At 61.7% G+C, this 25,945-nt stretch carries 27 protein-coding genes; 15 read left to right on the top strand and 12 right to left on the bottom strand.

The window, feature by feature from the left end; genetic code table 11:
- Window positions 1–83: 83 nt before the first annotated feature.
- Window positions 84–593, bottom strand: coding sequence for a hypothetical protein (locus JL2886_RS18695; protein WP_065273373.1), 510 nt, complete (start codon window positions 591–593; stop codon window positions 84–86).
- Window positions 594–728: 135 nt separating this feature from the next.
- On the opposite strand from JL2886_RS18695, the gene JL2886_RS18700 reads away from it, so the two are divergent.
- Window positions 729–1,139 (top strand): SufE family protein, encoded by a 411-nt coding sequence (locus tag JL2886_RS18700; protein WP_065273374.1) that lies wholly within the window; start codon window positions 729–731, stop codon window positions 1,137–1,139.
- Between the two features lie 18 nt (window positions 1,140–1,157).
- Here the strand turns inward: JL2886_RS18700 and JL2886_RS18705 are convergent, their stop codons facing one another.
- Window positions 1,158–1,871 (bottom strand): helix-turn-helix transcriptional regulator, encoded by a 714-nt coding sequence (locus JL2886_RS18705; RefSeq protein WP_065273375.1) that lies wholly within the window; start codon window positions 1,869–1,871, stop codon window positions 1,158–1,160.
- Window positions 1,872–1,967: 96 nt separating this feature from the next.
- On the opposite strand from JL2886_RS18705, the gene JL2886_RS18710 reads away from it, so the two are divergent.
- A complete protein-coding gene (locus tag JL2886_RS18710) occupies window positions 1,968–2,597 on the top strand; it encodes a glutathione S-transferase family protein (RefSeq protein ID WP_065273827.1) in 630 nt (209 codons plus the stop codon).
- A 30-nt stretch (window positions 2,598–2,627) separates the two neighbouring features.
- Here JL2886_RS18710 and JL2886_RS18715 read toward each other — a convergent pair whose 3' ends face one another.
- Together JL2886_RS18715 and JL2886_RS18720 are read right to left on the bottom strand one after the other, a co-directional pair.
- On the bottom strand, window positions 2,628–3,353 hold the full coding sequence (locus JL2886_RS18715) for a DUF1638 domain-containing protein (RefSeq protein WP_065273376.1): 726 nt from the start codon (window positions 3,351–3,353) through the stop codon (window positions 2,628–2,630).
- Window position 3,354: 1 nt separating this feature from the next.
- The gene (locus tag JL2886_RS18720) at window positions 3,355–4,056 is read right to left on the bottom strand and encodes a corrinoid protein (protein WP_065273377.1); all 702 of its coding nucleotides are present in this window, start codon (window positions 4,054–4,056) and stop codon (window positions 3,355–3,357) included.
- 222 nt (window positions 4,057–4,278) lie between these two features.
- Between JL2886_RS18720 and JL2886_RS18725 the strand changes: the two genes are divergently transcribed.
- Entirely contained in the window at window positions 4,279–5,358 is a 1,080-nt protein-coding gene (locus JL2886_RS18725) for a PA0069 family radical SAM protein (RefSeq protein ID WP_065273378.1), read from the top strand.
- A 43-nt stretch (window positions 5,359–5,401) separates the two neighbouring features.
- On the top strand, window positions 5,402–5,620 hold the full coding sequence (locus tag JL2886_RS18730) for a DUF6500 family protein (protein ID WP_065273379.1): 219 nt from the start codon (window positions 5,402–5,404) through the stop codon (window positions 5,618–5,620).
- 104 nt (window positions 5,621–5,724) lie between these two features.
- On the opposite strand, the gene bmt is transcribed toward JL2886_RS18730, so the two are convergent.
- The 3 genes from bmt to JL2886_RS18745 all read right to left on the bottom strand — a co-directional run bounded on the left by bmt (window position 5,725) and on the right by JL2886_RS18745 (window position 9,245).
- Window positions 5,725–6,747, bottom strand: a complete 1,023-nt coding sequence (gene bmt, locus JL2886_RS18735) for a betaine--homocysteine S-methyltransferase (protein WP_065273380.1) — start codon at window positions 6,745–6,747, stop codon at window positions 5,725–5,727.
- 70 nt (window positions 6,748–6,817) lie between these two features.
- Window positions 6,818–8,797: a phosphatidylglycerol lysyltransferase domain-containing protein gene (locus tag JL2886_RS18740; protein ID WP_116560306.1), complete on the bottom strand. Its 1,980-nt coding sequence runs from the start codon at window positions 8,795–8,797 to the stop codon at window positions 6,818–6,820.
- A gap of 130 nt (window positions 8,798–8,927) precedes the next feature.
- The gene (locus tag JL2886_RS18745; RefSeq protein WP_065273829.1) at window positions 8,928–9,245 is read right to left on the bottom strand and encodes a DUF1476 domain-containing protein; all 318 of its coding nucleotides are present in this window, start codon (window positions 9,243–9,245) and stop codon (window positions 8,928–8,930) included.
- Between the two features lie 209 nt (window positions 9,246–9,454).
- Between JL2886_RS18745 and purC the strand changes: the two genes are divergently transcribed.
- From purC to JL2886_RS18785, 7 genes are all read left to right on the top strand, one after another.
- Window positions 9,455–10,216, top strand: a complete 762-nt coding sequence (gene purC, locus JL2886_RS18750) for a phosphoribosylaminoimidazolesuccinocarboxamide synthase (RefSeq protein ID WP_065273381.1) — start codon at window positions 9,455–9,457, stop codon at window positions 10,214–10,216.
- A 115-nt stretch (window positions 10,217–10,331) separates the two neighbouring features.
- Window positions 10,332–10,562, top strand: a complete 231-nt coding sequence (gene purS / locus JL2886_RS18755) for a phosphoribosylformylglycinamidine synthase subunit PurS (protein WP_065273382.1) — start codon at window positions 10,332–10,334, stop codon at window positions 10,560–10,562.
- Window positions 10,563–10,764: 202 nt separating this feature from the next.
- Window positions 10,765–11,433 (top strand): phosphoribosylformylglycinamidine synthase subunit PurQ, encoded by a 669-nt coding sequence (purQ, locus tag JL2886_RS18765; protein WP_065273384.1) that lies wholly within the window; start codon window positions 10,765–10,767, stop codon window positions 11,431–11,433.
- Window positions 11,434–11,469: 36 nt separating this feature from the next.
- The gene (locus JL2886_RS18770; RefSeq protein WP_065273385.1) at window positions 11,470–13,254 is read left to right on the top strand and encodes an ATP-binding protein; all 1,785 of its coding nucleotides are present in this window, start codon (window positions 11,470–11,472) and stop codon (window positions 13,252–13,254) included.
- Window positions 13,255–13,281: 27 nt separating this feature from the next.
- The gene (locus tag JL2886_RS18775; RefSeq protein WP_065273386.1) at window positions 13,282–14,619 is read left to right on the top strand and encodes a sigma-54-dependent transcriptional regulator; all 1,338 of its coding nucleotides are present in this window, start codon (window positions 13,282–13,284) and stop codon (window positions 14,617–14,619) included.
- Window positions 14,620–15,227: 608 nt separating this feature from the next.
- Entirely contained in the window at window positions 15,228–18,284 is a 3,057-nt protein-coding gene (locus JL2886_RS18780) for an Rne/Rng family ribonuclease (protein ID WP_065273387.1), read from the top strand.
- 58 nt (window positions 18,285–18,342) lie between these two features.
- Window positions 18,343–18,750 (top strand): nuclear transport factor 2 family protein, encoded by a 408-nt coding sequence (locus JL2886_RS18785; protein ID WP_065273388.1) that lies wholly within the window; start codon window positions 18,343–18,345, stop codon window positions 18,748–18,750.
- 48 nt (window positions 18,751–18,798) lie between these two features.
- On the opposite strand, the gene JL2886_RS18790 is transcribed toward JL2886_RS18785, so the two are convergent.
- Window positions 18,799–19,032 (bottom strand): sulfurtransferase TusA family protein, encoded by a 234-nt coding sequence (locus JL2886_RS18790; protein WP_065273389.1) that lies wholly within the window; start codon window positions 19,030–19,032, stop codon window positions 18,799–18,801.
- 93 nt (window positions 19,033–19,125) lie between these two features.
- Between JL2886_RS18790 and JL2886_RS18795 the strand changes: the two genes are divergently transcribed.
- From JL2886_RS18795 to JL2886_RS18805, 3 genes are all read left to right on the top strand, one after another.
- Window positions 19,126–19,878, top strand: coding sequence for a cytochrome c biogenesis CcdA family protein (locus JL2886_RS18795; protein ID WP_065273390.1), 753 nt, complete (start codon window positions 19,126–19,128; stop codon window positions 19,876–19,878).
- A 70-nt stretch (window positions 19,879–19,948) separates the two neighbouring features.
- Window positions 19,949–21,241: a hypothetical protein gene (locus JL2886_RS18800; RefSeq protein WP_065273391.1), complete on the top strand. Its 1,293-nt coding sequence runs from the start codon at window positions 19,949–19,951 to the stop codon at window positions 21,239–21,241.
- Window positions 21,238–22,605 (top strand): cytochrome P450, encoded by a 1,368-nt coding sequence (locus tag JL2886_RS18805; RefSeq protein WP_065273392.1) that lies wholly within the window; start codon window positions 21,238–21,240, stop codon window positions 22,603–22,605. Before JL2886_RS18800 ends, JL2886_RS18805 begins: the two co-directional genes overlap by 4 nt.
- Here JL2886_RS18805 and JL2886_RS18810 read toward each other — a convergent pair.
- Genes JL2886_RS18810 through fumC form a run of 3 tightly spaced genes read right to left on the bottom strand, consistent with a single transcriptional unit; the run spans window position 22,590 to window position 24,387 of the window.
- Window positions 22,590–22,820 carry a ribbon-helix-helix domain-containing protein gene (locus tag JL2886_RS18810; RefSeq protein WP_065273393.1) on the bottom strand — a complete coding sequence of 77 codons (231 nt, stop codon included), beginning with the start codon at window positions 22,818–22,820 and terminating at the stop codon, window positions 22,590–22,592. The genes JL2886_RS18805 and JL2886_RS18810 overlap by 16 nt on opposite strands.
- The gene (locus JL2886_RS18815; protein WP_065273394.1) at window positions 22,817–22,993 is read right to left on the bottom strand and encodes a DUF4169 family protein; all 177 of its coding nucleotides are present in this window, start codon (window positions 22,991–22,993) and stop codon (window positions 22,817–22,819) included. Before JL2886_RS18815 ends, JL2886_RS18810 begins: the two co-directional genes overlap by 4 nt.
- Window positions 22,993–24,387 carry a class II fumarate hydratase gene (gene fumC / locus JL2886_RS18820; protein WP_065273395.1) on the bottom strand — a complete coding sequence of 465 codons (1,395 nt, stop codon included), beginning with the start codon at window positions 24,385–24,387 and terminating at the stop codon, window positions 22,993–22,995. Before fumC ends, JL2886_RS18815 begins: the two co-directional genes overlap by 1 nt.
- Window positions 24,388–24,585: 198 nt before the next feature.
- On the opposite strand from fumC, the gene JL2886_RS18825 reads away from it, so the two are divergent.
- Entirely contained in the window at window positions 24,586–25,209 is a 624-nt protein-coding gene (locus JL2886_RS18825; protein ID WP_335645283.1) for a hypothetical protein, read from the top strand.
- Between the two features lie 196 nt (window positions 25,210–25,405).
- Here JL2886_RS18825 and JL2886_RS18830 read toward each other — a convergent pair whose 3' ends face one another.
- Window positions 25,406–25,879, bottom strand: coding sequence for an SspB family protein (locus JL2886_RS18830; RefSeq protein WP_065273396.1), 474 nt, complete (start codon window positions 25,877–25,879; stop codon window positions 25,406–25,408).
- Window positions 25,880–25,945: the final 66 nt, after the last annotated feature.

Here is a 25,945-nt window from a genome sequence, read left to right on the forward strand (position 1 = left end):
CACTGCCCTGACGAACCTTTGGTGGTCGTCAGGGTCTAAGCGCGGGTGCAAAGGGCAGCAGCCTGTTCGCGTACGGCGCCTGATCAGCGACGGCGGCTTTCGCGGGCGTTGCCGGATCCGTTGACGCGGATCGTGCGAATACCCGCCAGATCCTGCCTTCCGAGGCTGACCGCAGCGCGCAGGGTGCGGCTGAAGGCACTGCCCACGGCGGTGGCGTCTTCGGGATAGACCACCCGGAAATCATATTCGAGAACGGCAGGATCGTCATTCGGCACCGGGCGCATCTCGACATCAAAGGCGCCCAGCCGCGAGGCAACACCAGTGGCATAGACGATGGCGCCGGTGGGGGTCTTTTCAATGCGCAATTCACTGACCTCAGCGATCAGAACGCTGCGGTCCTCGGCCTCGGGTTTGTCGAGCAGGCCATTGCCGACCTTTTCGGGGATCAGCGGGTTCACATCGCCGTCTACCGGGGCCTCAGCCACACGGGAGCTGCCGAACCAGTTGCTCGGGTTGATGCGGGAGTCACGCCAGCCGCCGCAGCCCGCCAGAACAATTGCACTGGCCAAGAGTAGTGAAAGGGGTTTGCGCATGATGTCCTGCCCGTTTGAGTTCTCCCTGATTGTGGTTACCCGATTGCTGCTGCGTTGAAAAGCGGTTGAAAAGACCGGGCCAGCCGCATAACTGCTGATCTGCTCGCACCGTAACCAACAGGGGATTGTCCTTTCATGGCCAGCGCCGCATTTGAAGAGATCGTCGAGGACTTCGAATTCCTGGAAGACTGGGAAGACCGCTATCGCCATGTCATCGATCAGGGCAAGGAAATGACCCCGCTGGACGATGCGCTGAAGGTCCCCGCAACCAAGGTCGAAGGCTGCGCCAGTCAGGTCTGGCTGCATCCGGTGATCGAAGGCGGCCGGTTCCATTTTGACGGCGACAGCGACGCGATGATCGTGCGTGGTCTGATTTCGGTTCTGCGGTCGCTTTATAACGGGTTGACGCTGGCCGAGGTTCTGGCCGTGGATGCCAAGGCTGAACTGGGCCGCTTGGGGCTGAACGATCACCTTTCGGCGCAGCGCTCCAACGGTCTGCGCGCCATGATCGAGCGGATCCGCGAGACCGCCGCCGCCGCGACCTGATCCTCCCCTGATCTGCGCCTATGAAGGGAACCCTGTCTGGGATGGTTCACAGCGCGCCTTTAGCTGTTCGATAAACTCTCTGAGCAGGGCAACCCTGCGCGGGCGAAAGCTTTCGCCGGTTTGCTCGTAGCCTTCGATGCGGGTGACGTGAAAGAAACGGAAATCCCGCCGTTTGCAACACCAGGCGAGCAGCATTACAGTGCGATCATTGTACGACAGGGCCAGCGGATAGATCCGCCGCTGCGTGCGCGCGTCCTGCAGATCGCGATAGCCAATATCCAGCGCCTCCTCGGCCCACATCGCCTCGCGCAGAAGGGTCATGTCGATCGTCGCCTGCGGCGGCGCATTGAACCGGTGTACCAGATTGACCGCATGCATTGCTTGGCGCTGCTGGCGTTCGGGCAGGGTAGCCAGAATCTTGATCAATGCATCATTTGCCGCCTGCGCCAGATCCGCATCACCCCGCTGGTTCACATCGGCCAGCCCCAGCATCAGGGCCTCCAGTTCGATCTGGCTAAAGGTCTGCGGTGGCAGGGCAGGGTCCTCGGTCATGGTGTAGCCGAGACCTGCCTCGCCTTCGATCCGGGCCCCGGCGGCGCGCAGGCTGTCGATGTCGCGATAGATCGTGCGCTCGGATACCTCCATTGCAGCAGCAAGCCGCGCAGCCGTTACCGGCGGGCGCAGACCCCGGATCAGGTGCAGCAGTCGGAACAGTCGGTCGCTTTTGGCCATGGGGGAGATATACCCGGAAACATCCTGACAGAAATTGGCAAGAGGGTAACGGCATAGCTGCGTCATCAGCAACCCATCAACACGAAGGTCATGGATATGCCCACTCTCTATCATTCCCCCCACAGCCGCTCCTCTCGCGTGATTGCCCAGCTCATGCTGATCGGCAAGCTGGACGCGGTCGATGTCGTCATCGTAGATGTCGCACGCGGTGATGGCACCGGGCGTCACGACCCGCGCAATGTCCATCCCGAAGGCAAGGTGCCCTATCTGATCACCGATGACGGGCAAGAGGTCCGCGAAAGCGCCGCGATCATGATGTATTTCGATGAGCTCTTCGGTCAGCCGCTAAGCCCTAAGATCGGCACCCCTATGCGTGGGAGCTTCCTAAGCTGGATGAGCTATTATGGCGGCGTCATGGAACCCGTCATCGTGTCCGCCTTCTCCGGCATTGACCATCCGGCGATCACCGGGAATTTTCGTGGGATGGCAGAGGTTTGCACCGCACTGGAGGCGGGCTTGAAGGATCGGCCGTTCCTGTTGGGAGAGGACATTGGTATTGCAGACATCCTTCTGGCTTCACCCTTTCAATGGGCGCCCCATCTGATGCCGGACAGTCCTGCGATCAAGGCCTGGGTCAAACGGGTTGGCGATGCCTTGGATGGTTCGGCGCTGGCGACTTTCGAGGACAAGGCGGTGGCGGAGCTCGGTGCGTTGCAAAGCGCCTGAGCGAGACGGACCAAATTGGGGGCGCGTAGGTCAGTCCAGCGTGTCCCTAGCGCCCCAGCGCCGGATCGCGGTTTCCAGATCGCCATAGCCCGTGTGGCGGTGCTCGAATTCCAGCCCCATGCGATCTGCGCAGGCGCGGGCCTTTTCCACCAGCGCGGGATCGCTGATCTGGGACTGATAGACCAGCTTGGTATAATTGCCGAACACCATGTCGCGCAGCTCGGGGTGCTTATCCAGCCCCATGGGACGCCAGACAAAGGCGTCGAACTGTTTGACCAGAAAATCGGTGAGGTAAAAGGCGGTGATTTCGCCCTCGTCAGCCTTTTGAGCAAAGGCTTCGTTTCCCTCGAAAAAGGCATAGCAATGCGGGCCGGGCACCAGTTCCACGCCCAGTTCTGCGCAGCGCTTTTCGAGCGTACCGCCAGTGCCGCAATCGGCATAGACCACATAGATCTGGTCGTAGACCTGCTGGTGTTTCAGCACGGCCTCTTCGACGGCTTCGGTGATCTTGTCGGGATAGATATGCAGTTTCGCGGGCAGGCAGGTCAGATCCATGTGATCCAGACCGTTCTTTTCCTTGATATCAAGGATTTCCCGGGCCAGGGCGCCACATCCGATCAGCAGGATGCGCCCGGTCTTTTTCTCGGGGGCGGCCAGCCCCTGTTCCGCAAGGGAGGCGGTATCGAGACTGCGCCCGGTTGGGGGGCGGAAGGCAGCCCGCTCATTCAGGCGGGCTGCGCGTCCTTTGCGTGCCAAATCAGGCGCTCATCTGGTTGTGCTTGCGCGCGACGAAGTCCTTGGCGGTTTCCACCGCAACAGCCGCATCGCGGCAATAGGCGTCTGCGCCGATGGCCTTGCCGAACTCTTCGTTCAGCGGGGCGCCGCCAACCAGAACGATGTAATCGTCCCGCTTGCCCTGTTCGACCATCGTGTCGATGACCACTTTCATATAGGGCATGGTGGTGGTCAGCAGAGCCGACATGCCGAGGATGTCGGGCTGGTGCTCTTCCAGAGCTTCCAGGTAGTTTTCAACCGGGTTGTTGATGCCCAGATCCACCACTTCGAAACCTGCGCCTTCCATCATCATCGACACAAGGTTCTTGCCGATGTCGTGGATGTCGCCCTTGACCGTTCCGATCACCATCGACCCCATGCGCGGCGCGCCGGTTTCTGCCAGCAGCGGCTTCAGGATGGACATGCCGCCCTTCATCGCGTTTGCGGCCAGCAGCACTTCGGGCACAAAGAGGATCCCGTCGCGGAAGTCGGCACCGACAATGGTCATGCCGCCGACCAGCGCTTCGGTCAGGATCTTGTAGGGCGCCCAGCCGCGTTCCAGAAGGATATTCACACCTTCTTCGATCTCTTCTTTCATTCCATCGTAGAGGTCGTCGAACATCTGCTGAACGAGTTCCTCGTCATCCAGTTCCGCCAGGATGATTTCGTCTTCTTCTTCCGACATGGGCTTGTTCCTTGACTGGCGGGGTATCCCCGGCTTGGCCTTATTCACCGAACTAATGGGCCAGAATGACGCAGCGAAACTGCATTATTTGCGACACTGCCTTTATCCGAACCGACCTATAGGCGGAAAAGATGCCGAATGATAATGAAGATTTCGCAAGGAAATCTTCGCGTTTGCTTGTTTGTTCTTTATTTGTTCCTGTCGCTCTGTCATCCTTGGCGTATGAGTATCGAAAGCGACCAACCCCACATGCGCCGCAAAGGGCGCGCCAGTGCCAGCAATGCGACAGGCCGGTTCGATCTGCCGAGAATCGCGGTCGATGACGGCTGGGAGCAAGAGGCGCCGCCGGAGGTGATTCCCACCGAAATCCGGCAGGAAACGGCGAAATCCATCATCAGCTACAACCGCTCGCCGGATCTTCCCTTCGATCGCTCCATCAATCCGTATCGGGGCTGCGAACATGGCTGTATCTATTGTTTTGCGCGGCCCACGCATGCCTATCTGGGCCTGTCGCCGGGGCTGGATTTCGAAACCCAGCTGATCGCGCGGCCCAATGCCGCCGAGCTGCTGCGCAAGGAGCTCTGCGCGAAGCGATACAAGGTGGCGCCGATCGCCATCGGCACCAACACCGATCCCTACCAACCCTGTGAGCGGGATCTGGAGATCACCCGCAGCTGCCTGAAGGTGCTGCGGGATTTCCGGCACCCCGTGGCCATCGTCACCAAGGGAGCGCTGGTCGAGCGGGATATCGACATTCTGTCAGAGATGGCCGCGCTTGGGCTGGTACGGGTTGGCATTTCGGTCACGACGCTGGATCCGTACCTATCCCGCCGGATGGAGCCACGGGCGCCATCACCCGCCCGGCGGCTGGCCACGATCCGCCGCCTGTCGGAGGCGGGGATCCCGGTGCGGGTCATGACGTCGCCCATCGTGCCGGGATTGACCGATCACGAGATTGAGGCTCTGCTTGCTGCCGGGGCCGAGGCGGGCGCCGATGCTGCCAGCTGGATCATGCTGCGCCTGCCGCGCGAAGTGTCCGAACTCTGGCAGGAGTGGCTGTCCTTGCACGCGCCGGGCCGGGCGGCCAAGGTAATGGCCCGCCTGCGGGAGATGCATGGCGGGCGGGAATATGATCCGCGCTGGGGTGAGCGGATGCGGGGCACTGGTGAATATGCCGGAATGATCGGGCGCCGGTTTCGCGCCGCCTGCAAGCGTCTGGGCCTGACCGAGAGGTCTGAACCGCAGCGCTGCGATCTCTTTGCGCGCCCGGCGCAGGCCGGGGATCAGCTGGCGCTGTTTTGACCGGGCCGGTCTGGGCACTGGAATGTGGGAATGGGAGTGAGCTATGCGCGCCGAGCTGCGTCAGAAGATCCTTACGGTCTGCGACCGTAAAATTGCTCAGAAGGGGGCCGGTGTCGGCCTGTCCTTTTATGCCTTTTTCGCCAATCGCAATGATGATCCCGCCCTGTTGATGGAGGCGGCTACCTGGTGGATCGAGACGCATCAGCTGGATCATTTCGAAAAGGCAGTGAAGGTTCGAGCCATGGTGGCGGATGGGCTTTAGGCGCTTGCGGGTCACGGAACCCGCTGAACAGGGCTGCGATTGGTGAAACGAAAAACGGCGGCCCGGGATTGGACCGCCGTTTCATAGAATAAAGAGGGGGAAGCTTAGCCGCGGCGGCGACCCCGGCGGGTGCGGCGCTCACCGGCAGCAGCGGCATCTTCACCGGTGCCATCGCTGGCCGAGGAGAAGGGGCCAAGCACTTCGACGATCTGCTCCAGTGTGGGGCGGTCACCGCGCGGGCGGCTGTCCAGCGCGGCGCGCATGTGGCGCAGATGCTCGGGCATGGTGCCACAGCAGCCGCCGATGATCTTGGCGCCGCAATCGCGCGCCATCACCGCGTATTCGCCCATCAGTTCGGGCGTGCCGTCATAATGGATGTGGCCGTCGACGTATTTCGGAATGCCGGCGTTGCCCTTGGAGATGATCGGCCGCTCGGTGCCCTGCGCCGAAAAGCCGAGCACGGTGCGCAGGATGTCTGAGGCGCCGGTGCCGCAATTGGCGCCAAAGGCGAGCGGCGGATTGTCGAACTCCTCGACCAGCTGCGCCAGCGCTTCGGAGGTGACGCCCATCATGGTACGCCCGGCGGTGTCAAAGCTCATGGTGCCGCACCAGGGCATATCCGCGAGTTTGAACGCCTCGGCCGCGGCGCGGAATTCTTCAGGGGCGGAAATGGTTTCCAGCCAGAGCACGTCGACGCCGCCTTCTTTCAGGGCTTCGGCCTGTTCGTGGAACATTTCCACCGCCAGCGCGTGCGACAGTTCTCCGACCGGCTGCATGATTTCACCGGTGGGGCCGACCGAGCCCGCGACGGCGATCTTGCGCCCGGCCTTGTCGGCGACCTCGCGACCCAGTTCCGCAGCGGCGCGGTTCAGCTCGCGCACGCGGCCCTGGGCGTCGTGCAGTTTCAGGCGGGCAGCGGTGCCGCCAAAGCTGTTGGTCAGGAACAGATCACTGCCCGCATCGACCGAACCCTGATAAAGCGCCATGATCTTTTTCGGCTCGTCGGTGTTCCACAACTCGGGCGCATCGCCCGATTGCAGGCCCATGTTGAACAGGTTGGTGCCGGTGGCGCCGTCGGCCAGCAGCACGTCTTTGTCTTGCAGGAGCTGAATAAAGGTGTTGGTCATCGCTGATCGGTCCCGTCAAAGGGTTGGCACTGGGGCGCACTGGCGGGCCAGTGCGGAGTGGCCCCTCCTGTCACGGCGCGGCGCGCAGGGCAATTTCATTTTGCTCAAGTTCATTATGAGCCGGATAGCGGTCGAGGAGATCATTCTCTGCGTCCGAAGTCTGGCCTGCGTCATCGCTACTGGTCTGCAGGACTGGCTGCACGGGACCCGGGCGGTGCACAAGACGCAGAAGCTCAATCAGGGAGACAGCCATCTGCGGCCAGCTGGGCGACGCCAGATAGCGTGGCTCCCAGCGCGGCGCGAAACAGGATTTGAACCGGCGCAGTCCCGGATCGGTATGCTTGGCCCAGCGGTGGTCGGGCACTGCCGCCAGCGACAGGCGTGGCACGTTTTCCAGCGCGGCGGCAGCAATCGCGGTGCGCACCAGCGCGTGGCCTGTGCCATCCGGCGCGTCAGGCACAATGCGGATCAGGTCCAGGCACCACTCTCCGGGCGTGGCGTGCAGGCTGACAAATCCCTCAAGCCGTCCGTCCTTCCAGCCAAGGAACACGCGCTGCTCGGCCAGATATCCCGGTTCGAACCGGCCCATGGTGGTGCCGTGGGCGTGACCGTGCGTGGACTGCCAGGCGGCGTCGATGGCGCCCATCTGGTCGATCGGCAGAGAGGCGGGGGCCTGCATGACCTTGAGGCCCGCCTTTTCCGCATGGCGGAGCTTGCGGCGCAGCTGCCGGTGGGAGGAGCCGCTATCACTGAAGGTGGTGGGCCGGACCACGGCCTCTTGCGCGATGCGTAGGATCTTCCATCCGGCCTTGCGGGCCTGCGTCCCAGTGCGGGCGCCGCATTTGTAGAAACAGGCAGAGCCATTCCGCTGCCGGGCATAGGCGGCAAGCGGGGCAAAGACTTCGGGCGTGTGGCCCGACAGGGGATCAAAGAAAGCTACCGTGCATTGCGGGCTGTCAAGGATGGCAAGCTGATTGAGGCCCAGGGCCTGCACGTGGCCTCCGTTCTGCCGGATGATTGCCGCTTCGGCGCAGGCGCGGGTTGCGGGCAGATCTGCGGCGGGGGTGCGACGGGCGCCCAACAGGTCAGCATCGGTCGGGGCGCTGGATTTCGCGCGGCCCATACCCGGCAGGAACAGCATGCCGCAAGCCAGCGCGGCAGGCAGCACATAGTATACAAGGCGAAAGGCGACGAGGGCGCCGAGGAGGGCGCCCGTATCCGCGCTTGGCAGCAGGGCGCAGACCGTCAGCTCCAGAGGACCGGCGCCACCGGGGGCCGAGGACAGGATCGCAGCGCCAAGGGCGATCAGATAGACAGGCACCAGCGTTGACCAGGCAATCTGGACCGTATCCGGCAGCAGCATCCAAAGAGCAGTTCCCGCCGCCACCACATCGATCAGGGTCCAGCCCATCAGCGCCGTCAGGGCAATCAGTGAAGGCCAGCGCAGTCTGAGCTTTCCGATCCTCAGGGACGGAAACCAGAAGCTGGCCGCAACCGCACAGATGAAACCGGCCAGCAACAGCCCGCCAATCCAGCCAAACCCCTGTATTGGCGGGAAGAGCACGAGGGCAACCCCGGCGATAGCGGCCAGCGTGGCCATGAAGGTGAACCCGACAAGGGCAGTGATCTTGGCGGCGTGCAGCGCGGTAAGACCCGGCAGCAGGCGCCAGCGGGCATAGGTGCCGGTGATGAGCCCAAAGCCAGCTGTCTGTGAGAACGCGATGGCGGCCATTCCGGCGCGGCGGGCCGCGGCGCCATCAAGGCCGGTTTGCAGATGGCGGTGTGCCACGGAGTCGTAGCGCCCCAAAGCCCAGAAACTGATTGCAGTGGCGATAGAGGCCCCCAGCCAGCCCCATGCGGGCAAGGCGGCTAGTGTGTGACCAAGTTCGGCAAGGGAGGGAAGGCCAAGTTTTGCCTCGAAGGCCCAGAGACACAGGACCGTCATGGCCACAGGCGCGGCCCACCGGAAACCGGCGCCAAAACCGTCCTTCAGGCTCGTCCAGAGGTGGCCGCGGCCTGCACCGGAAAGAGGGAGAGTGTGGATTGTCATCAGCATCCCTGCGTAATCGCCGCACCAGCGGTTCGCGCAGGAGAATACCAAAGAAGGCGTTCTTCTTCAGTTAATATCGATGATTTCAGTTAATGCCCCTCCCGACCAAGTTGGGCGGGAGATGCATGCCTCAGCTGATTTCGGACAGAATCTGTTCCTTGGCAAGGGCCAGCGTGTCGGTCATCTTCTCGCGGATGTCATCGGCGCTCACCCGGCCAGTCAGATCCTCCGCCAGCTTGCGGACAACGTCCTCGTGCCCGGGTTCCTGAAAATCGGCGGTAACCACCGTTTTGGCATAGGCCTCTGCTGCATCGCCGGACTTTCCCAGCATTTCGGCCGCCCAGAGACCGAGCATCTTGTTGCAGCGGGCCTGCGCTTTGAACTGCATTTCCTCATCATGGGCAAATTTGGCCTCGAAAGCCTGCTCGCGACTGTCAAAAGTACTCATCATTTCCTCCTGTTCCGCACTATGGCATGAAATGACTATGCGCCTGCCCCGGGCGCACTGCAATAGCGCCAAGAGCGGCCTGCGGAACCAAATATCCCTTCACAGCAAGCCTGTGACCGCGCGCCGCGCTTGCGGCGCAATGTCGCTTGCACTAAGAGAGCGGCAAGAAACCGGGACGGATTCCCGCCCCTGACCCCGAAAGGTTCCTCATGGCACGTCGCAAGAAGATCTACGAAGGCAAAGCCAAGACATTGTATGAAGGTCCCGAGCCCGGAACCATCGTGCAGTACTTCAAGGACGACGCAACCGCGTTCAACGCCGAAAAGCGGGACGTGATCGAGGGCAAGGGGGTTCTGAACAACCTCTTGAGCGAATTCTTCATGCAGGGGCTAGGCCAGATCGGCGTGCCGACGCATTTTCTGAAGCGGCTCAACATGCGCGAACAGCTGGTGCGCAGCTGCGAGATTATCCCGCTTGAGGTGATCGTGCGCAATTACGCGGCCGGCAGCATGTCCAAACGTCTGGGTATCGACGAGGGCACGCAATTGCCACGCCCCATCGTCGAGTATTGCTACAAGGACGACGCGCTGGGTGACCCGCTGGTTACAGAGGAACATATCGCTGCCTTCGGCTGGGCCAGCCAGCAGGACATGGACGATATCCTGAGCCTGGCGTTGCGGGTCAACGATTTCCTGTCCGGCGTGATGCTAGCTGTGGGCATTCGCCTGGTCGACTTCAAGATTGAGATCGGCCGGGTCTACGACGGTGATTTCCAGCGTCTGGTTGTCGCTGATGAGATCAGCCCGGACAGCTGCCGCCTGTGGGACATCGAAACCGGCCAGAAGCTGGACAAGGACGTGTTCCGCCGCGATCTGGGTAGCCTGACCGACGCCTATACCGAAGTGGCACGCCGTCTGGGCGTGATGCCGAACAACCCGCCTGCAGCGGGAAAGCCGACTCTGGTCAACTGACCGACCCGTCCCGCCTATCCGGGGCTGTGGTCCCGTGAAGATGGCAGGCAGGGCATAGATCTGACAACAACAAGCCCGTGGCGGGCTTTGTGACCGAAAGCTGAGGAAAGACGCGATGAAGGCACGGGTGCATGTGATGCTGAAGAACGGAGTTCTGGATCCCCAGGGCGAGGCGGTCCGCCACGCGCTTGGCGCCATGGGCTTTGACAAGGTCGAAGGCGTCCGTCAGGGCAAGGTCATCGATCTGGAGCTGAGCGACGACGCCACCGAGGCGGATGTGCGGGACATGTGCGAGAAACTGCTCGCCAATACCGTGATCGAATCCTACGAGATCGAGCTGGCCTGACCGATGCGGGCGGCGCGGCTTATCGGCTTTCGCCAGCCGCTGGAGTTGGTAACCCTGCCGGATCCGTCGCCCGCGCCGGGCAAAGTGCTGACCCGCGCCATCTCTCTTTTAAAGGCCAGTGCGATCTGGCCGCGTTTGACCGCCCGGCGCCTTCGGGTTGGGGCGGTCATTACCGATTTCGCAAGCTAGGAAGGAACCCCTGATGCGTGCTGCCGTTGTCGTTTTCCCCGGATCCAACTGCGACAGGGATCTTGCCGTGGCCTTTGAACAGGCCGGATTTGATGTCTCCATGGTCTGGCACAAGGACAGCAAGCTGCCCGAAGGCATCGACATTGTCGGCGTGCCCGGCGGGTTCTCCTACGGCGACTACCTGCGCTGCGGCGCCATCGCGGCGCAATCGCCGATCTGTCAGGCGGTTGTGGAGCACGCTAACCGGGGCGGTTACGCGCTTGGTGTCTGCAACGGGTTCCAGATCCTGACCGAGACCGGCATCCTGCCCGGCGCCCTGTTGCGCAACGCGGGGTTGAAATACATCTGCCGCACGGTGGACCTGAAGGTCGAGACCACGAGCAGCGTCTTTACTGAAGGCTATTCGGCAGGGGACGTCATCGGCATCCCGATCGCCCACCACGATGGCAACTACTATGCAGACGCCGACACTGTCGCGGCGCTGAAGGATCAGGACCGGGTGGCCTTCTCCTATGTCGACAATCCCAACGGATCGGTTGCTGATATTGCCGGGATCCTGTCCGAGAACCGCCGGGTTCTGGGCATGATGCCGCACCCCGAACGCGCGGCGGACGAAGGTCATGGCGGCACCGACGGGACGGCAGTCTTCCGCGCATTGACCGGGATCGTCGCTACAGCGTGACTTGAGGCAGGCGGGCAGCCGCAATAGGTTAAGCCTATGAGCACCCCGCCTGATCGCACAGAACTCCCCGTTGCCAAGTCCGGGTCCGCCGCAAGATCGCGCACGATCTCCTGGCGGGCGCGGTTGGCCTTGGTCCTGTTCATGGCGGTGGCGGCAACGACGGTCTGGGTGACCAACCGAATGCTGACGCACCGGTTCACCGAAAGTACCCGCAACCGGGCCGAACTGCGCCTTGCGCTTTACTCCGGAAACCTGGTCAGTGAGCTGCGCCGCCATGCCATCGTGCCGCAGCTGCTGGCGCGTGACCAGGCGCTGATATCAGCACTGCAAAGTCAGGATTTTTCGCTATCCACCCACCGGCTGATTTCTTTTGTTGAGGAAATCGGCGCTGCCTCAATCATGTTGCTAGCCAGCGACGGGCGTACCGTGGCGGCGACCAATCGCAACCGTCTGGGCGAAACCCACCGCAACGCGCCCTATTTCGTCGATGCGGTGCGGGCCAAATCTACCGTTTTTTCCGTCATTGAACGCGAGGTGGGCGGCTATCGTTTTACCTATTCGCGGCGCATTGTTGACACCACCGGGACGCTCGGCGTGATCGTGATCGAGGTCGATCTGCAGAAATTCGAACGGGCCTGGGCGGGGATTTCAGACGCGGTGATGGTGAGTGACAGCACCGGCCGTATCGTTCTGGCGACCGAAGCGCGCTGGCGCGGTAAGGAAGAGCGCGACGCATTGCGCCTGCAAACACCGGAGGGCGCCATTCAGCGCGCAATCCGGGCAACCGCGGATTGGACCGTCCTGCCGGCCGATGCCTATCTGCAAGGCGAGGCGGTGATGCGACTGGAAACGCGGGTGCCGTTCCAGGGCTGGCGGCTGACCTCCTTCACCACCTATGCCTCGATCCGCGAGCGGGTGAACGCGGTTCTGGCGCTTGAAATCATGGGATTCGCGATTCTGCTGGCGCTGGCCTTCTATGCGCTCAGCCGCAAGACGGCGCTGCGCATGGCGCTGTTCCAGCGCGAGTCGGCGGAGCTTCGCGTATTGAACGCAAGGCTGCAGCGGGAAATCGCCGAACGGGAACGGGTGCAGGAAACCCTTGCCGTGGCCGAACAAAGCCTGGCGCAAAGCTCGAAACTCGCGGCGCTGGGGGAGATGTCAGCGGCGGTTAGTCACGAGCTCAATCAGCCGCTGGCGGCGATGAAAACCTATCTGGCCGGGGCGCGGCTGCTGCTCAACCGCAACCGCCCCGAAGAGGCACTTGCCTCCTTTGGGCGTATTGATGATCTGATCGAGCGCATGGGGGCCATTACCCGGCAGCTGAAATCTTACGCCCGCAAGGCAGGCGATGCCTTTGCCCCTGTAAACATGGGCGATGCGCTGGCGTCGTCCCTGTCGATGATGGAGCCGCAGCTGCGTCAGCGTCAGGTCAAGATCACCCGAATGCTGCCCGATCAGCCGGTTTACGTTATGGGCGACCGGTTGCGGCTGGAGCAGGTGATGGTCAACCTCTTGCGCAATGCACTGGATGCCACCAAATCTGTAGAGGACCCCGAGGTGGAGATCCTGCTGGCGGCAGGCGAGACAGCAACCCTGTCGGTGCGCGACAATGGCAACGGGATCAAGGATTTCGACAATCTGTTCGAACCCTTCTACACCACCAAACAGCCCGGCGATGGGGTCGGACTAGGGCTTGCCATCTCCTCGGGGATCGTGAACGACCTCGGGGGGCGGCTGATTGCCCGCAACGGGCAAAACGGCGGCGCCGTGTTTGAAATACAGTTGCCGATCCTTGTGGACGGTATCGAAGCCGCTGAATAAGCGGCGTTAAAGATGGAGAGGCCGCGCATGGCACAGGCTATGAAGATCGCGATCGTTGATGATGAACAGGATATGCGCCAGTCGATCAGCCAGTGGCTGGCCCTGTCGGGCTATGACACTGAAACATTTGCCAGTGCCGAGGATGCGCTGAAGGTTCTGGGCTCGGATTACCCGGGGATCGTGATCTCCGACATCAAGATGCCTGGCATGGACGGGATGCAGTTCCTGAAGAAACTGATGGGCAGCGATAGCGCCCTTCCGGTGATCATGATCACGGGTCATGGTGATGTGCCCATGGCAGTCGAGGCGATGCGCGTCGGGGCCTTCGATTTCCTCGAAAAACCCTTCAATCCGGACCGGATGTCGGAACTGGCGAAGCGGGCCACCAACTCCCGCCGCCTGACGCTCGACAACCGGGCGCTGCGCCGCGAATTGTCCGATGGCGGCCAGATCATGAAGAAACTGATCGGGATGAGCCCGGTGATGGAACGCCTGCGCGAGGATATTCTGGACCTGGGCCAAGCCGACGGGCACGTGCTGATCGATGGCGAAACCGGCACCGGCAAGACGCTGGTGGCCCACGCCCTGCATGCCGTCGGCAGCCGGGCGGGCAAGAAATTCGTTCTGGTTTCCTGCGCGGCGCTGGAGGAAGAGGCCCTATCGAAGCGTCTGTTTGGTCCGATGCAACCCGAGGACAGCCTGCTGCCCGCCATTGAAGAGGCCCGCGGCGGCACATTGGTGTTAGAGGACGTGGAGGCGCTGAGCGAGGCGCTGCAGGCCAAACTCCTGAGCGTGATCAACGAACAGGGTATGCCGGGCGAAACCCGTATCATCGCCATCTCGAACCTACAGGAGGCGGGCAAGACCTGCGAGGACGCGCTGCGCCCGGATCTGTTCTACCGCCTTGCGGCGTTGCGGATCACCGTGCCGCCCCTGCGCCAGCGCGGCGAGGATATCCTGACTCTGTTCACCCGCTTCAGCGAGCAATTCTCTGAAGAATACGGCTGCGAGGCACCGCAGGTCACCGCACAGGAGGCCGCACAGCTGTTGCAGGCCCCCTGGCCGGGCAACGTGCGTCAGCTGATCAATGTGGCCGAACGAGCGGTTCTGCAATCCCGGCGCGGATCTGGCACGATTGCATCCCTGCTGATGTCCGATCACGAGGAAATGCAGCCGGTGATGACTACCGAAGGTAAGCCCCTGAAGGAATACGTCGAAGCCTTTGAACGCATGTTGATCGACAACACCATGCGCCGCCACAAGGGCTCCATCGCTTCGGTGATGGAGGAGCTGTGCCTGCCGCGCCGGACTCTGAATGAGAAGATGGCCAAATACGGATTGCAGCGCTCAGAATACCTGAGCTGACAGCTGCAGGCTTGGACTGCAACCTGGCTGAGGCAGGTTTTGGCTTTGATCGACATTGATGCGGCGCCGGGATGCACCGGCGCCGTTTTCCATTCAGGTCGCTTTTTTGCGGAAAAACACCGCAGTTTTTCGGGGATTTGTTAACCAATACCGTCTAAGGAAGAATAGTTTACACTTTCAGCAATACCCGTGCCGAATGGCCATTGTCATTTCCCTGTTTCAGGCCTTATGCTGAAAATACAGGAAAAGGATGCCTCTTTCGCATCCAGCCTTATGAGATTCGCTGTCTCATGCTTTTGTCCGGAAAGAACCGAGAAAGCTGAGGCAGACCGATTTGCCCCTTGTGAAGGGGCAGCCTAGCACCTCTTCCGGCACGACCGGGAAGGAATAACATGGCAGGGTTCGGGATATCCCACCTGTCGGAGAAGAACCGCGATGACGCGCGCGAGAGCGAAGAGCATACAGGACAAAGGGCCGGACGCATGTTTCGGGACCCTGACCTGCGGCGCGCAGTCTGAAATCGCCCTGACAAGACACCACCCAAAACACGCGCAGCCCCCCGGAAGAGGAGGGGCTTTGTTTGCACTGGGCAGGTGCACCAAGGAAACATGGCCAAGAAGATGCTTATCGATGCCACCCACGCGGAAGAGACCCGCGTCGTGGTGGTTGATGGAAACAAGGTCGAGGAGTTCGACTTTGAATCCGAAAACAAACGCCAGCTTGCCGGCAATATCTATCTCGCAAAAGTAACTCGGGTCGAACCTTCGCTTCAGGCGGCCTTTGTCGATTACGGTGGAAACCGCCACGGGTTCCTCGCGTTTTCGGAAATCCATCCGGACTATTACCAGATCCCCGTCGCCGATCGTGAGGCGCTGATGGAAGAAGAGCGCGCCTACGCCGAGGCGATGCGCGCCCGCGACGAGGAAGAAGAGAGCAAACCGTCCCGTGGCTCGCGCTCGCGCAGCCGCAAGTCTTCGCGCACCAAAGCTGCCAAGGCGAACGCCGGTGATGCGGTGGAGACCAAAGAGGTCACGCCGCAGTTCAATGGTGATGATGCGTCCACCCAGGCCCCGGAAAAAGACAGCCCGAAAAAGGCTGAAATCGCGGGTATGGAAACCATTGATCTGGACGCCGAAGATGGCGCTGCGGATGACAAGCTTGCCGAGGTCCCCGAGGGCACCTCGCCGATGGAGACCGTTGCGGAAACCCCGGTTGAAGAGCCGGATGGGGACGATCAGAACGGTGCAGAGGTTACCAGCACCGAAGAAGCCGCTGGCGATGACGCGGCCGCCGATGCTGAGACAGCCGAGGATGCCGGTGCGGACAACGGTGTTGCCGCCGACAAGGCTGAGTCTGCCGAACAAGATGAATCTGACGATCAGGACGAGGACGACAAAGAAGACACCGCGAAGTCCGACGCGACCTCGAAAGATGAGACCATCGAATCCGTCGCCGACGAGGATGACAGCGAGGACATCCGTCCGCCGCGTAAGCCGCGTCCGCGTCGCTACAAGATTCAGGAAGTCATCAAGGTCCGTCAGGTTCTTCTGGTGCAGGTCGTCAAGGAAGAGCGCGGTAACAAGGGCGCGGCGCTGACCACCTACCTGTCGCTGGCAGGCCGTTACTGCGTACTGATGCCCAACACCGCCCGTGGCGGTGGCATCAGCCGCAAGATCACCAATGCCGCCGACCGCAAGAAACTGAAGGATATCGCAACCGAACTGGACGTGCCGCAGGGCGCGGGCCTCATCGTGCGTACCGCTGGTGCCAAGAGGACCAAGGCCGAGATCAAGCGCGACTATGAATACCTGCAGCGCCTCTGGGAACAGATCCGCGAGCTGACGCTGAAATCCATCGCGCCGGCCAAGATCTATGAAGAGGGCGACCTGATCAAACGCTCGATCCGCGATCTATACAACCGCGAGATCGACGAGGTTCTGGTAGAGGGGGAGCGCGGCTACCGCATCGCCAAGGACTTCATGAAGATGATCATGCCGTCCCACGCCAAGAACGTGAAGAACTACAACGAGACGCTGCCGTTGTTCGCGCGTTACCAGGTGGAAAGCTACCTGGCGGGCATGTTCAACCCGACGGTGCAGCTGAAATCAGGCGGCTATATCGTGATCGGTGTGACCGAGGCGCTGGTGGCCATCGACGTGAACTCCGGCCGGGCGACCAAGGAAGCCTCGATCGAGGAAACCGCGCTCAAGACCAACCTGGAGGCCGCCGAGGAAGTGGCGCGCCAGTTGCGTCTGCGTGACCTTGCGGGCCTTATCGTCATCGACTTCATCGACATGGACGAGCGCAAGAACAACGCCGCCGTCGAAAAGCGTATGAAGGACAAGCTGAAGACGGATCGTGCCCGCATTCAGGTGGGCCGTATTTCCGGCTTTGGTCTGATGGAAATGTCGCGTCAGCGTCTGCGCCCCGGCATGATCGAGGCGACCACGGCGCCGTGCCCGCATTGCCATGGCACCGGCCTTATCCGCTCGGATGACTCGCTGGCTCTGTCGATCCTGCGTCAGATCGAGGAAGAAGGCACCCGACGCCGCTCGCGTGAGGTTCTGGTGAAATGCCCGGTGGCCATCGCCAATTATCTGATGAACCAGAAACGCGAACATATTGCGCAGATCGAAGCGCGCTACGGTCTCTCCGTGCGCATCGAGGGCCACCCGCATCTGGTTAGCCCGGATTTCGAGCTTGAGAAGTTCAAAACCGCATCGCGCACTGTTCCGGTGGCCGCATCGCCCGTGGTCTCTGTTGATACTTCGATCATGGATCAGATCGATGCCGACGAAAGTGAGGCCGCTGAAGCAGAGGAGACAACCTCTGTCGACGAGGGCAACAAGACCCAGCCTGAGGCCGAAGGCGATGGTGAGAACAAACCCAAGCGCAAGCGTCGTCGTCGGCGGCGGCGCAAGTCCGGATCCTCGGATCAGGACAATGGCGAGAACAACGGCGATCAGTCCGAAGGTGATATAGACCAGTCTGCTGGAGTTGCGGAGGGTGACAAGTCTACGGAAGACGGTTCGGCGCAGGACGCCAAGTCTGATCAGCCCGCTGACGCAGCCGAGGCCAAGGCGGAAGGCGCGGAAGAGGGCGCTGAGCAGGAAGAGAAGAAGCCTGCCAAACGCACCCGTCGCACCCGCACCAGCCAGAGTCGCAGCCGCAAAAAATCTTCCGATAAACCGGCAGAGGCTGCAGAGGCCGAGACTGCAGATGCGGTGACCGAAGAGAAACCCGCAGAGCCCGAGCAGGCCGAAAGCCCCGCGTCGCAGCCAGAAGAAGCCGTTGCTGCCGAAGCACCTGCGGAAGCAGCTGCCGAAGCGGAAGCTGCACCCGATGCCGCTGAGGCTGCGCCCGCGGCAGAGCCCGAGGCGGTAGAACCCGCCGAGGCAACTGCTGCTGCTGAGCCGGAGGCCGCGCCTGAGGTGGAACCGGTGGCAGAAGAGGCGGCCGCCGAAAATGCACCTGCCGAGGCGGAGACCGCTGCGCCTGAAGAGGCCGAGAAACCCGCTGAGCCGGAAGCTACGGCCCCTGAGGCAGCAGAACCGGAAACCAAGGAGCCCGAGGTGGCTGTGGCAGCGGCAGAACCTGCGCCCGCGCCTGAACCGGAAGCCCCGCCCAAGCCCAAGCGCCGCGGCTGGTGGTCACTGGGAAGCTGAGACTGATATCGGGGCGGGCCACAGGGTCCGCCCCTTTTTCATTACTTAGGGGATCGCCATGGCAAAGACGCGGCCGCACAGCGACACGGAGCTACTGAACGCACTGCTGGAGTGTGAGGCGCGGGTTTGGCAGGCGCTGCAGACCGGCGATAGTGCAGCAGACGCCGCCTTGCTCAGTGCGGATTTTCTGGGGGTTTATCCGGACGGATTTGCGGGCCGGGAGGATCACGTGGCGCAGATCAGCGCTGGTGCGTCGATTGACCGCTACGAGATCACGGATGCAAAAGTCAGGGCAATGGGTCAGGATCACGGACTGCTGTCTTACCGCGCACTCTACAGCCGCTGCGGTAAGGAGGTGGAAGAGGTGATGTACGTCAGCTCCATCTGGCAGCGCAGTGATGCAGGCTGGGTCAATACCTTCAGCCAGGACACTCCGGCGCTTGGTCCCGAGAGAGAGACAAACTGACCTGTTCAGGTGCGTGCACCTGGCTTTCGCCCCATGTAAATAGGGATCTCAGCCGCCTTTTCGGATGCGGTAGATCTGGTGACCGGTCCCGTCGCTTTGGCCAAGGAACTCATGCCCGGCCTCGGCGCAGAAATGCGGCACGTCGATAATGGCCGCAGGATCATCCGCCAGAATGGTCAGCGTATCGCCCGGGGCCAGAGCCTTCAGCCGTTTGCGCGCCTTCAGAACGGGCAGGGGGCAAAGCAGCCCGATGGCATCAAGAGTGGTGTTTTCATCTGTCATATCCAGCAGATAAGACGCCTCTCACATCCTGTCCACAAGGATGTGACCGCAGGTACCAGTGACCTTTGGTCTGCGCTGGATTAAGTGAAGGCTATGTTTGGAATCGAAATCATCGACGCAGGACTGATTCCTGCCATGTTCGTGGCGCTGACGGCTGGTCTTATCAGCTTTCTGTCGCCCTGTGTGTTGCCGATCGTGCCGCCCTATCTGGCCTATATGAGCGGCGTCACCATCGGAGAGATGCAGGGCACGGCGACCGCCCGGCGCAAGGTGATCGTCTCGGCACTGTTCTTTGTGCTGGGGCTGTCGACGGTGTTCCTGCTGCTGGGGTTCACCGCCTCGGCCTTTGGCGCCTTCGTCCTGCAAAATCAGGAGCTGTTCGCCAAGGTCTCCGGCGTTGTCGTGATCGTCTTTGGCCTGCACTTCCTGTCGGTCTTCCGCATTCCGATCCTCGACCGCGAAGCACGGATGGAAGCGGGGCAATCCGGAGGGTCCGCCATCGGGGCCTATGTGCTGGGTCTGGCCTTTGCCTTTGGCTGGACGCCCTGCATCGGCCCGCAGCTGGGCGCGATCTTGTCGCTTGCGGCCTCTGAGGCTTCTGTCAGCCGCGGCACGCTGTTGCTGGGTGTCTATGCGCTGGGACTGGGCGTTCCCTTCCTGCTGGCAGCGATCTTCCTTAACCGCTCGATGGCGCTGATGAACCGGATGAAGCGCCACATGGGGCTCATCGAAAAGGTGATGGGCGGCCTTCTGCTGGTGGTTGGGATCATGCTGGTGACCGGTCTGTTCTCCACCTTCTCCTGGTGGTTGCTGGAAACATTCCCCGCGCTTGCAACACTTGGCTAAGAGCCGCCGCCGGGGTCTTACTCTTGCCCAGATCCGCCGCTAATCTCGAGTGAAATCGAATGAGGCCGGAATGGGCAGAACGGCAAGGCAGGACTGCGATCAATCCATCGGCGGTGCAACAGTGCGCCGCCGACAGGTTTTTTACATCCCCGGTTACGATCCCATCCACCCCCGCCGCTATCGTGAGCTTTACCGCAGCGAAAGCGCCGCCCAGGCGGCGATCTCTGGCTACCAGATCTCGCAGCGCCCTAAACAGGCTGACGGCCCCTATGGCTGGCACGTAGAGGCCGAGATCGACGGGACCGAGGTGACGGCCGATGTTGAGGTTCTGGTCTGGTCTGACATCGTGCGGGGCAGCATGGCGGTCTCCATCCCGGCGACCTATCTGCAACTGGCGCGCACCGCCTGGACCTATATCTCGACCGGCGCGCTTTTCCGCCTGATGCGTCTGCGTAAGGGGCCGGTGATTGCAGCGCTTTATCCGGTGGGCATGCTGCTGCTGCAATTGCTGCTGGCGCTGGCGTTGGGGGCCGTTGTCGGCGGTGCAATCGACTGGCTCGCACAATGGGCGCTCACCCCCGTGGCTGGGCCTCAGGCGGCGGCTGTCATCGGCGCGGTGGCATTCATTGCGGCGCTGATTTTAACTGCGATTGCACTGCTGCGCTGGTTCAAGGCGCGCGATGGTAAGCTTTTCGCCTATTACCTGATGCATGATTACGCCTATTCCGCAGCCTCGCGCGGGGCCAACCCGCCCGAGCTGGAGGCGCGCATAGCAGAGTTCCGGCAGCTGATCCGCCGCGCCATCGAAGAAAACACAGTGGATGAGGTTCTGGTCGTTGGCCACTCATCCGGCGCCCATGTCGGTGTTTCGGTGCTTGCGGATCTGTTGCGCGAAGGGTTGCCCGCGGCGCGCCCGGCGTTGGGGTTTCTTAGCCTTGGTCAGGTCGTGCCGATGGTGTCCTTCCTGCCAATGGCCGACCGGCTGCGCGGCGATCTGCGGTATTTGTCGGCCAGTCCAGAGCTTTCCTGGGTAGATGTCAGCGCGCCGGGGGATGGCTGCGCCTTTGCTCTGTGTGATCCGGTCTCAGTCACCGGTGTTGCGCCCAAGGATAAGCGCGGACCGCTGGTGATCTCTGCTGCCTTCACGCAGACGCTGAGTCCTGAGCGCTGGAAGGAGCTGCGCTGGCGTTTCTTCCGGCTGCATTTTCAGTATCTCTGCGCCTTTGACCGGCCCGGTGACTATGACTACTTCCGGATCACCGCAGGCCCCATCTCGCTGGCGGAGCGTTACGAGGGGCGGCAGGCGTCGAAATCCCGGATAGAGGCGCCAACCTCGGGCTATACTACGGTGACAGCACCATGACGCCTCTACCGCCCAAACCCCCTACGCGGCCGGACAAGGTATCGCTCTGGCGCTATGTGAGGCTGTTTCGCAAGGACATCCTGTCGGCGCAGCCCGCGCGGCTTTACCGGGCATGGATGGCTGAATTCCGCACGCCCTTCTTCCGGTCCTTCCTGCTGAACCAGCCGGATCTGGTGAAAACCGTGCTGAAGGACCGCCCGGACGATTTCCCGAAATCGGACCGGATCAGCGAGGGGTTGAAGCCGCTGCTGGGTAATTCTGTGTTCCTGACCAACGGCGAAGTCTGGAAGCGCCAGCGCCGGATCATCGACCCGGCATTCGAAGGCGGGCGTCTGAAAGAGACCTTCCCGGCGATGCGTGCCGCTGCCGAAGCCGCTGCCGCGCGCCTGAAGGGGCAGGAGGGAGAGGTGGAGGTTGAGGCGGTGACTTCGCATGTGGCGGCGGATGTGATTTTTCGCACGCTGTTTTCCATCCCCATCGAGCACGAGGTTGCCGCCGAGGTGTTTTCCCGCTTCCGGGACTACCAGCGCAGCCAGCCAATCCTGAATCTCGCCGCCTTTGTGCCGGTGCCGCGCTGGATGCCGCGTTTCTTTCGCAAGGGAACGCGGGAAAATGCTACGCGAATTCGCGCCCTGATTACCCAGTTGACGGGTGAGCGCGCAGCCGAAATCGCTGCCGGAACCGCGCCGCAGGACCTTGCGACCAAGATCATGACCACTGCCGACCCGGAAACCGGGGCGCGCTTTTCGACCGATGAGATGGTCGATCAGGTGGCGATCTTCTTTCTGGCCGGTCATGAAACCAGTGCTTCGGCGCTGGCCTGGACGCTTTATCTGATGGCGATCTACCCGGAGTGGCAGGAGAAGGTGGCCGAGGAAGCCGCGGCCCTTGAGGACGACAGTTTCGCCGCCGTATCGCGCCTGCGCATTAGCCGTGATGTGTTCCGCGAGGCGCTGCGGCTCTATCCGCCGGTACCGATGATGGTGCGCGAGGCTGCGTGCCCCGAACGTTTCCGCGACCGCGAAGTGCCGCAAGGATCGCAACTGGTGCTCAGCCCCTGGCACCTGCATCGCCATGAACGGCTATGGGACAACCCTGATGGCTTTGATCCGGAGCGCTGGCAGACCGAGAATGGCAAAAAGTGTCAACGCGAAGCCTATATGCCGTTCTCGGCTGGTCCCCGGGTCTGTACCGGTGCTGGCTTTGCTATGGTCGAAGGGCCGTTGATCCTGTCGATGCTGCTGCGCCATTTCCGGGTGGCGCCGGTGGCAGGCAAGGAGCCCGTTCCGGTTGCCCATCTAACGGTGCGGGCAAAGAATGGGATCTGGCTGCGGCTGGAGCGGCGGGATCAGTCCCCGGTCTGATGCGCCTGCAGGTGGCGCAGAACGTACAGGCGGATGGCCGAGGCCAGCCCGCATTCTGTTCCGCGTTCTTCATCAATGTCGGCAGCCAAGTCGTTGATTGCACGGCCTTCCTTGGCGGCTATGGCGCGGAAGGCAGTCCAGAATTCATCCTCCAGAGAGACCGAGGTGCGGTGCCCGCGCAGGGTCAGGGAGTGTTTCTTGGGACGGTTGCTCATTCTTCGGACTTGTGACCGTCAAGTTGGCGGTCGCTTTTGTCACGCCGACTGCGGTCCAGCTGTTTCTCGGCCTTGCTGCGGCCGAATTTCACAGCGTTGGCATCAGCGCGGGCCTTTTTCTCGGCCCGCGCCTTTTGTTTCCTGAACCGGTTCAGATTGACCGGTTCCGCCATCAGGCCTTGGGCCCGATCATGTCTTCGGGGCGCACCACGGCGTCAAAGGTGGCTTCATCCACAAAACCAAGCGCGATGGCTTCTTCCTTGAGGGTGGTGCCGTTCTTATGCGCGGTCTTGGCGACCTTGGTGGCGTTGTCATAGCCGATGGTCGGCGCCAGAGCGGTGACCAGCATCAGCGACTCTTTCATCAGCTTTTCGATGCGGGGCTCGTTCGCCTGAATGCCCATCAACATCCGCTCGGTAAAGCTGTCCGCCGCATCACCCAGCAGCTGGATGGACTGCAGCAGGTTGTAGGACATCATCGGGTTGTAGACGTTCAGTTCGAAATGGCCCTGGCTGCCCGCGAATTTGATCGCGGCGTCGTTGCCCATGACATGGGCGGCGACCTGTGTCAGTGCTTCTGCCTGGGTCGGGTTCACCTTGCCCGGCATGATCGAGGAACCGGGTTCGTTTTCCGGCAGGATCAGCTCACCCAGACCCGAACGCGGACCAGAGCCGAGGAAGCGGATGTCGTTTGCGATCTTGTAGCAGCTGCCTGCGATGGTCGCGAGGGCGCCGGACAGGAACACCATGGCGTCATGCGCGGCCAGTGCCTCGAACTTGTTCGGTGCTGTGACAAAAGGCAGGCCGGTGATCTCGGCCATGTTGGCCGCTACGGTCTCGCCCCAGCCGTTTTGGGTATTGAGCCCGGTGCCGACGGCGGTGCCGCCCTGTGCCAGCTCATAGATACCGGGCATCGCGGCCTCGACCCGTGCCAGACCCTGACGGATCTGATGCGCGTAGCCAGAGAATTCCTGGCCCAATGTCAGCGGGGTTGCGTCCTGGGTGTGGGTGCGACCGATCTTGATGATGTCCTTGAACTCTTCGGACTTCTTCTCCAACCCTTCGGCCAGTTTGGTCAGGCCCGGCACCAGCACGTCACGCACGGACATGGCAGTGGCGATATGCATTGCGGTGGGGAAGGTATCGTTCGAAGACTGCCCCATGTTGCAGTGATCGTTGGGGTGCACGGGATCCTTGGAGCCGATGACGCCGCCGAGGATCTCGATCGCCCGGTTGGCGATCACCTCGTTCGAGTTCATGTTCGACTGGGTGCCGGAGCCGGTCTGCCAGACAACCAGCGGGAAGTTGTCGTCGAACTTGCCTTCGATCACCTCACCTGCGGCTTCGATCACCGCATCGGCGATATTGGCGTCCATTTTGCCAGAGGCCTTGTTGGCCATGGCGCAGGCTTTCTTGATCACGCCCAGCGCGCGCACGATGGCGACGGGCTGTTTTTCCCAGCCAATGGGGAAGTTCATGATCGAACGCTGCGTCTGCGCGCCCCAGTATTTGTCGGAAGGAACTTCCAGCGGACCAAAGCTGTCTGTTTCGGTGCGGGTATCGGACATCTTGTCTCTCTCCGTCTCGTATGCCGTTGCATGCCGTTTAGCCGACGCCCGGGTCAGGCGCAATCGGCCAGTTGCGCGCATCATAGGGAAACGCGCGCGCGGGTATAGGGACAAATGGGCGCGCCGGATTGCCTGCGCCCTGAAATAAGCTAAAGTCACCCGAAGATACTTTCGCTCATCTGTAGACAAGGAACGCCAGTGCCCGATTATTCTGCCCTCTCCAGTCCATCAGCCGTTGCCCGCGCCGGGGCGTTTCCGGCCGTACGTGACGGTGTAGCATGGCTCCGCTGGGTCATGCTTCAGGCTGCGATGTTTTGTGCCGCAGTTCTGCTGCTTGCGCAGGCGGCTATTGCGGATATCGCGCCGTTTGTCGGGGCCTACACCGGGTCGGTGATCGTCACCCATCCCGACGGCGAGAGCGAGCTGCGGGACATGAGCGTGACGATTGCTGAGGCCAAGAAGGGATTTACCGTCAAATGGAGCACCGTCACCATCAAAGGGGGCGGCAACCGCAAGGCAAAAACCTATGAGATCAGTTTCGTGGACAGCGATCGGTCGGGGATTTTTGCCGCTGCGATGGAGCAGAACGTCTTTGGCCATGCCGTCCAGATGGATCCGATGAAAGGCGATCCCTACGTCTGGAGCCGGATTGCCGGAGATACCTTCACGGTGTTTTCAATGTTCATCGCGCCGAACGGCGATTACGAGATGCAGCAATACGACCGCACCCTGGTCAAAGGGGGGCTGGATCTGAAGTATGTGGTCCATCGCAATGGTGAGCCGACCCGGATGGTTTCGACCTTTCTGAAGCGTCAGGACTAACGCCGCGCCGTATTGCCTTGCTGTCCCCCGTCAGGGCTGGTTTTCGATGTAGAGTAGCCGCGCCGATGGCTGACGGTTCAAGCGGGCAAAGGCCCTATTTGGGGTATCTGAAAAAAACGCCACCCGTGACGTGCAAGAGATTTAGCCGTACTTCGCGATCTGGGTTTTTGGTGATCCGGCAGGCCGCGACCAGCAGTTACTTGCGGAAGCTGTCCAGCGATACCACCTCGGCGTCGGTTTTCTCCGCTGTCTCATCCGTAGTCGTATCTTCCTCGGGCGCGGTGATGTCTTCGGGCTGTTCGTCCTCGACGTCGTCCTCGGCGGTTTCGAACCGCAGGCCGAATTCGACGGAGGGGTCCACGAAGGTTTTGATCGCGTCGTAAGGAATATAGAGCGGCTCTGGCGTTTCACCGAAATTGAGCGTGACGGCAAAGCCATCCTGATCGACGGCAAGATTGTCATACCAGTGCTGCATCACCACGGTCATTTCTTCCGGGTAGCGTTCGCGCAGCCAGTCGGCAAGCTGGGCATCGGGATGACGGGTGTCAAAGGTGATGAAGAAGTGATGATTGCCGGGCAGACCGTTGTCCGCCACATCCTGCAGGACGGTGCGGATCAGGCCGCGCATGGCGGAATGCATCAGGTTACCGTAGTCGATTTCTCGGGACACGCTGAGACCCCTTTTTCTTTTCCCCCAGCATAGGGGATTCTCCGGGAAACGAAATAGTTACCGGGA

The sequence above is a fragment of the Phaeobacter gallaeciensis genome (assembly GCF_001678945.1).
Taxonomy (GTDB): Bacteria; Pseudomonadota; Alphaproteobacteria; order Rhodobacterales; family Rhodobacteraceae; genus Phycobacter; species Phycobacter gallaeciensis_A.

What these genes read in the sequence shown, in the direction of transcription:
- JL2886_RS18730 (WP_065273379.1), top strand. Translation starts at nt 5,402, where the DNA reads ATGCGCGCCGAGCTGCGTCAGAAGATCCTTACGGTCTGCGACCGTAAA.
- JL2886_RS18805 (WP_065273392.1), top strand. Translation starts at nt 21,238, where the DNA reads ATGACGCCTCTACCGCCCAAACCCCCTACGCGGCCGGACAAGGTATCG.
- JL2886_RS18695 (WP_065273373.1), bottom strand. Translation starts at nt 593, where the DNA reads ATGCGCAAACCCCTTTCACTACTCTTGGCCAGTGCAATTGTTCTGGCG.
- JL2886_RS18705 (WP_065273375.1), bottom strand. Translation starts at nt 1,871, where the DNA reads ATGGCCAAAAGCGACCGACTGTTCCGACTGCTGCACCTGATCCGGGGT.
- JL2886_RS18775 (WP_065273386.1), top strand. Translation starts at nt 13,282, where the DNA reads ATGGCACAGGCTATGAAGATCGCGATCGTTGATGATGAACAGGATATG.
- JL2886_RS18795 (WP_065273390.1), top strand. Translation starts at nt 19,126, where the DNA reads ATGTTTGGAATCGAAATCATCGACGCAGGACTGATTCCTGCCATGTTC.
- fumC (WP_065273395.1), bottom strand. Translation starts at nt 24,387, where the DNA reads ATGTCCGATACCCGCACCGAAACAGACAGCTTTGGTCCGCTGGAAGTT.
- JL2886_RS18800 (WP_065273391.1), top strand. Translation starts at nt 19,949, where the DNA reads ATGGGCAGAACGGCAAGGCAGGACTGCGATCAATCCATCGGCGGTGCA.
- JL2886_RS18785 (WP_065273388.1), top strand. Translation starts at nt 18,343, where the DNA reads ATGGCAAAGACGCGGCCGCACAGCGACACGGAGCTACTGAACGCACTG.
- JL2886_RS18720 (WP_065273377.1), bottom strand. Translation starts at nt 4,056, where the DNA reads ATGTCGGAAGAAGAAGACGAAATCATCCTGGCGGAACTGGATGACGAG.
- JL2886_RS18770 (WP_065273385.1), top strand. Translation starts at nt 11,470, where the DNA reads ATGAGCACCCCGCCTGATCGCACAGAACTCCCCGTTGCCAAGTCCGGG.
- purS (WP_065273382.1), top strand. Translation starts at nt 10,332, where the DNA reads ATGAAGGCACGGGTGCATGTGATGCTGAAGAACGGAGTTCTGGATCCC.
- JL2886_RS18725 (WP_065273378.1), top strand. Translation starts at nt 4,279, where the DNA reads ATGAGTATCGAAAGCGACCAACCCCACATGCGCCGCAAAGGGCGCGCC.
- JL2886_RS18740 (WP_116560306.1), bottom strand. Translation starts at nt 8,797, where the DNA reads ATGACAATCCACACTCTCCCTCTTTCCGGTGCAGGCCGCGGCCACCTC.
- purQ (WP_065273384.1), top strand. Translation starts at nt 10,765, where the DNA reads ATGCGTGCTGCCGTTGTCGTTTTCCCCGGATCCAACTGCGACAGGGAT.
- JL2886_RS18780 (WP_065273387.1), top strand. Translation starts at nt 15,228, where the DNA reads ATGGCCAAGAAGATGCTTATCGATGCCACCCACGCGGAAGAGACCCGC.
- JL2886_RS18790 (WP_065273389.1), bottom strand. Translation starts at nt 19,032, where the DNA reads ATGACAGATGAAAACACCACTCTTGATGCCATCGGGCTGCTTTGCCCC.
- JL2886_RS18745 (WP_065273829.1), bottom strand. Translation starts at nt 9,245, where the DNA reads ATGAGTACTTTTGACAGTCGCGAGCAGGCTTTCGAGGCCAAATTTGCC.
- JL2886_RS18810 (WP_065273393.1), bottom strand. Translation starts at nt 22,820, where the DNA reads ATGAGCAACCGTCCCAAGAAACACTCCCTGACCCTGCGCGGGCACCGC.
- bmt (WP_065273380.1), bottom strand. Translation starts at nt 6,747, where the DNA reads ATGACCAACACCTTTATTCAGCTCCTGCAAGACAAAGACGTGCTGCTG.
- JL2886_RS18700 (WP_065273374.1), top strand. Translation starts at nt 729, where the DNA reads ATGGCCAGCGCCGCATTTGAAGAGATCGTCGAGGACTTCGAATTCCTG.
- JL2886_RS18815 (WP_065273394.1), bottom strand. Translation starts at nt 22,993, where the DNA reads ATGGCGGAACCGGTCAATCTGAACCGGTTCAGGAAACAAAAGGCGCGG.
- purC (WP_065273381.1), top strand. Translation starts at nt 9,455, where the DNA reads ATGGCACGTCGCAAGAAGATCTACGAAGGCAAAGCCAAGACATTGTAT.
- JL2886_RS18710 (WP_065273827.1), top strand. Translation starts at nt 1,968, where the DNA reads ATGCCCACTCTCTATCATTCCCCCCACAGCCGCTCCTCTCGCGTGATT.